This window comes from Frankia sp. CoWAU3, from assembly GCF_977971855.1.
Genome location: NZ_CDWWXB010000058.1, coordinates 5661 through 10673, shown reverse-complemented (window position 1 = coordinate 10673; position 5013 = coordinate 5661). Strand labels below are relative to the sequence as shown.

Here is a 5013-nt window from a genome sequence, read left to right as displayed (position 1 = left end):
GGGAGGGCCGAACGGCGGCGCACGCCCGGCCACCGGCGGCGGCGGCGGCGGCGGCGGTGGCGGCCGACTGACGCCGCCGGGCATCGGACCCGCTGGCGAACGATCATCCATCTCGGACGAGGAGATCCACCGATGCGAGGCATGCCGCCCGTTGACGCGCTCCGCGCGGCACTGCGCGCCGCCGCCGGGCATGCCGACGCCTACCTGGCGGGTCTGGCCGATCGTCGGGTCGGCCCCAGCCTGACCGCCGAGCAGGTCCGCCGCCGGCTCGGCGACACGCTGCCGGCAGGCCCGAGCGACCCGGTGGCGGTCATCGACGCCCTGGTCGACGCGGTGGCCGGCGGCCTCACCGCGACCGGCTCAGGCCGCTTCTTCGGCTACGTCATCGGCGGGACCCTGCCGGCGGCGCTCGCCGCCGACCTGCTCACCGTCGTGTGGGACCAGAACGCCGCCCTGGCCTCCCTCTCCCCGGCCGCCAGCGCCGTCGAGGCACTGACCGGCCGCTGGATCGCGCAACTGCTCGGCCTGCCGTCGGGGGTGTCCGTCGGGTTCACCACCGGCACCCAGATGGCGCACGTGACCGCCCTGGCGGCCGCGCGGCACCGGGTGCTGGCGCGGGCCGGCTGGGATGTCGAGACGGACGGTCTCGCCGGGGCGCCGCCCGTGCGGGTCCTGGTCGGTGCCGCCCGGCACGCCACCGTCGACGCCGCGTTGCGCCTGCTCGGATTCGGCACCCGCGCGACGATCGCCGTCGAGGCCGACGAACTCGGGCGGATGCGCCCCGAGGCGCTGCGGGCGGCCCTTGCCGACGAGAGCGGCGGGAGCGGGCCGACGATCGTGATCGCCCAGGCGGGGGAGGTCAACACCGGCGGGTTCGACCCCTTCGAGGAGGTGTGCGCGCTGGCCCGCGAACACGGCGCCTGGGTACACGTGGACGGTGCGTTCGGGCTGTGGGCGGCGGTGTCGGCGGCGGCGTCCCGGCGCGCCCTCGTCGCCGGGGTCGAGCGGGCCGACTCGTGGGCGACCGACGGCCACAAGTGGCTCAACGTCCCGTACGACTGCGGGATCGCGCTCATCGCGGACCGCGAGGCGCACCGGCGGTCGATGTCGGTCTCGGCGGCCTACTTCGTCCTCGACTCCGCCGGCCGGCTCGACCCGGTCGACTGGACACCGGAGTTCAGCCGCCGGGCACGGGCCTTCGCCGTATACGCGGCGCTGCGCTCGCTCGGCCGGGCGGGGCTGCGCGATCTGGTGGACCGGTGCTGCGAGTATGCCAACCGCTTCGCCGTGCGGCTCGCCGCTCTTCCCGGGGTGACGGTGCTGAACTCGGTGGCCGGCCCAGCCGGGTCAGCCGGCCCGGGCCGCGTCGTGGAGCTCAACCAGGTGCTGATCCGGGTGCTGGCAGACCCGGAGGGCGACCGGACGGCGGCCGGGCGGGCGGAGGGCGACCGGCTGACGGCAGCGGTCACGGCCGCGGTGACGGCGAGCGGCGAGGCGTTCGTGAGCGGCACGGTGTGGCGGGGGCGCACGGCGATGCGCATCTCGGTAAGCAACTGGTCGACCTCGGACGGCGAGGTGGAGCGGACGATCGCGGTGATCGAGGCCGCCGTCGCCGAGGCGCGGGGGACGACCGTGCGGGGGACGACCGTGGCGGCGCCGAGCGGCGGCGGTACGCACCGCGGCGGTATCGCTTCGTAGTACCCGGCGGACACGACGGCGGAGGTATCCGGACCGCGCGCGGGAAGGTCTGACGGTCCAGCTCTTCCGTCGACCTTCACGTTCACACCGAGTACTCGACACTGGACGGGGCGGCTCGGCTGAAGGACATGCTCAAAGAGGTCTCCCGCCAGCAGATGCCGGCGGTCGCAATCACCGGTCACGGCTACATGTACGGCACCTACGACTTCCACAAGCAGGCGACGGTGGCCGGCGTCAAGCCCATCATCGGCTGCGAGGCGTACGTCGCGCCGGAATCCCGCCCACTCAAGCAGCGGGTGCGCCGCTGACGGTGGAGCGGCTGCGGGAGGTTCTCGGCACCCTCCCGAGACGACGGAAGTGCACCTGCGGCTGCAGACCGCAAGCCGCACCACCGTGTTCCGGTTCGACGACGCGTACACGGTCCAGCGCACTCCGGCCCTCATGGGCGACCTCAAGGCCCTGCTCGGCGCCTCCGCCGTGGCCTGAGCGGCGCGGGACGGACCGGAGCATTCCCGCTACCGAGGATCCCGTCGGGGATACGGACATGCAACACCCGGCACCGTTGCGGCAGCAGGTTTCCGGGGGACGATGAGCCCAGGTAACAACCGGAGGATGCGCCGTGACGATCAGTCGACAGCCGGCGGAGCACGACCCTGCCGAAGCGACCATTCCGCGCCGGGAGCCGCGGTGGTCACCGAACGTGGCGCGGGCAACGCGCATCTTGTTCGAGAGCCTGATCGGGGACGACCCGCCGGTACGGATCGCGCTGTGGGACGGCTCGGTGCTGGGACCGGACACCACCACCCGGATCCTGGTCCGCTCGCCGGAGGCGCTGCGCCGCATTCTGTTCCGCCCGGGTGAGCTGGGCTTCGCGCGGGCCTTCGTCGCCGGGGAGATCGACGTCGAGGGGGACATCTTCGCCGCCATCGCGGTGCGCCGAGGCATCGCCGGGGCCGGCTCGCGGCTGACCGGCGCGACCGCCCGCGCCGCCGCGACCCTGCTGCGCGAACTCGGCCCGCGCATGCCGGCCCCGCCGCCCGAGGAGGCCCGGCTGCGCGGCCGGCAGCACACCCGGGACCGGGACGCGGCGGCGATATCCCATCACTACGACGTGTCCAATGCGTTCTACCGCCTCATCCTCGGCCCGACGATGACCTATTCCTGCGGGGTGTGGGAATCGGCGCAGGTCGGCCTGGACGCCGCCCAGAACGCCAAGCACGAGCTGGTCTGCCGCAAGCTGGGCCTGCGTCCCGGCGAGCGGTTGCTGGACATCGGCTGCGGCTGGGGCAGCATGCTGATCCACGCCGCCCGCCACCACGGGGTCCGCGGCGTGGGGGTGACCATCTCGGTGGAACAGGCCACGCAGGCCCGCCGCCTCGTCGCCGAGGCGGACCTCGCCGACGTCATCGAGATCCGCCTGCAGGACTACCGGGAAATCCCGGACGGCCCCTTCGACGCGATCAGTTCCATCGGCATGGTGGAACACGTCGGCCGGGCGATGCTCCCGACCTACTTCGACCAGTTGTACCGGCTGCTGCGCCCCGGGGGGCGCCTGCTCAACCACGGAATCTCGTTTCCCGGCGACCCCACGGGGGCCCGCCGGGCCCGCCCCGGCCTCGGCCCGGTCCCGTTGCCGAGGGGACGCGACTTCCTCCAGCGCTACGTCTTCCCGGACGGGGAACTACACGAGATCGGGGTCATGGTCTCCCTGATGCAGGCGGCCGGTTTCGAGGCGCGCCACGTCGAGTCCCTGCGCGAGCACTACGCGCTGACCCTGCGGGCCTGGGTACGCCTGCTGGAGAAGAACTGGCCGGCCGCGGTCAGCATGGTCGGGGCGGGTCGGGCCCGCGTCTGGCGGCTCTACATGGCCGGATCGGCGCTGAGCTTCGAGAGCGGGCGGACCCAGATCCACCAGACCCTCGCGGTCCGGCCGGACGCCGGCACCGCCGGCATGCCCCTGCGGCCCCGCTTCGAGTCGCCCACGACCGCACCGACGCCCACGACCGCACCGAGCCAGTCGACGGCCGGCTGACCCGACTATGCCGCCCGGGAGCCCGCCCGGGAGCCCGCCCGGGAGCGGCGCCTGCGATCGGAAGCGACGCCTATGCCCCGGGAGCGGCGGAGTCCGCCACCGTACGGTCGGACCCTTCGGTGCCGACGCTCTCGGCCCGCCCGGCGACCGCGTCCCCGGCCGTCAACGATCCGGCCGTTGACGATTCAGGCATCGACGGCGCACCGTCCCGGCGCAGCACCACCACGACGGCGATGGCCGTGACCGCCATGACCGTCATGGCAATCAGAGCGGTCACCGACATCGCGTCGACATAGCATTCCTGTGCCACCCGCAGCAGCATGTCGCCGAGACCCCCCGGGCGGAGGCCGCCGGGGAGCCGGTGGGCGACCTCCACCGCACCGCCGAGGGTCTCCCGCGCCGCGTCGACCGCGATCGTGGGCAGGCCGGACGGTGCCCGCGTCGGCACCTCGTTCCGGTAGACGGCGGTGGCGATGCTGCCGAGAACGGCGACCCCGAGCGCGCCACCGAACTCGATGGCCGACTCGGACAGGGCGGAGGCCGAACCCGCCCGTTCGGGTGGGGCGTTGCCGAGCACGACGTCGGTGCAGATCGTGAGGACGACACCGACCCCGCTGATCAGCACGGCATAGGCGCCGAGCAGCACCGGCAGACCCCCGGAGACGCCGAGCCGACTGGCGATGCCGAATCCCAGCGCGGTGACGACCAGCCCCGCGCCAAGCGCACCGCCCAGCCGCAGCAGCCGCAGCAGCCGGGGGGCGGCCAGCACAGAGATAATCATTGCGGTCGCCGGCAACATCGTCCACAGTCCGGCGACCAGCGGGGTCAGGCCCGCCACGAGCTGCAGGTACTGAGTGGCGAAGAAGCTGAACCCGACGAGGGCGAACAGGGCGAGGGCGTTGACGGCCAACGCCGTGCGCACGGCACGGGACGCGAACAACCGCGGGTCGATCAGCGGTTGGTCGACCCGGCGCTGCCGGACCACAAGGAGGCCGCCCAGGATCACACCGACGACGAAGGCGGTCATCGGAACAGCGGTCCAGCCGTGTTCGGCGATGCGCTTCATGCCGTAGACCGCGCTGAGGACGGCGGCGAGGGAGAGCCCGGCGCTGGTCAGGTCGAAGCGGCCGGGACGCGGATCCCGGAACTCGGGCAGGAACGCGAGACCCAGCACCAGCAGCAGGAGCATCACCGGCACATTGATCAGGAAGACGGCACCCCACCAGAAGTGCTCCAACAGGAAGCCGCCGAGCAGCGGTCCCAGCGCGACACCGCCGGAGAAG

Annotated in this window: 4 protein-coding genes and 1 pseudogene; 4 read left to right on the top strand and 1 reads right to left on the bottom strand. The window is 73.3% G+C overall.

The genetic code is table 11. The annotated features are described in order from the left end of the window. Nucleotides 1-132: 132 nt before the first annotated feature. The 4 genes and pseudogenes from AC08ON_RS07845 to AC08ON_RS07830 all read left to right on the top strand — a co-directional run bounded on the left by AC08ON_RS07845 (nt 133) and on the right by AC08ON_RS07830 (nt 3730). Nucleotides 133-1698 (top strand): pyridoxal phosphate-dependent decarboxylase family protein, encoded by a 1566-nt coding sequence (locus AC08ON_RS07845; protein ID WP_476607972.1) that lies wholly within the window; start codon nt 133-135, stop codon nt 1696-1698. A gap of 56 nt (nt 1699-1754) precedes the next feature. After that, nucleotides 1755-2000 (top strand): annotated as a pseudogene (locus AC08ON_RS07840) (PHP domain-containing protein); the annotation flags it as partial. A 55-nt stretch (nt 2001-2055) separates the two neighbouring features. Beyond that, on the top strand, nt 2056-2184 hold the full coding sequence (locus AC08ON_RS07835) for a hypothetical protein (protein ID WP_476607971.1): 129 nt from the start codon (nt 2056-2058) through the stop codon (nt 2182-2184). 133 nt (nt 2185-2317) lie between these two features. Beyond that, on the top strand, nt 2318-3730 hold the full coding sequence (locus tag AC08ON_RS07830; RefSeq protein WP_476607970.1) for a class I SAM-dependent methyltransferase: 1413 nt from the start codon (nt 2318-2320) through the stop codon (nt 3728-3730). A 70-nt stretch (nt 3731-3800) separates the two neighbouring features. On the opposite strand, the gene AC08ON_RS07825 is transcribed toward AC08ON_RS07830, so the two are convergent. Then, nucleotides 3801-5013, bottom strand: a 1213-nt coding sequence (locus AC08ON_RS07825) for an MFS transporter (RefSeq protein WP_476616702.1), incomplete at its 5' end; no start/stop codon positions are given.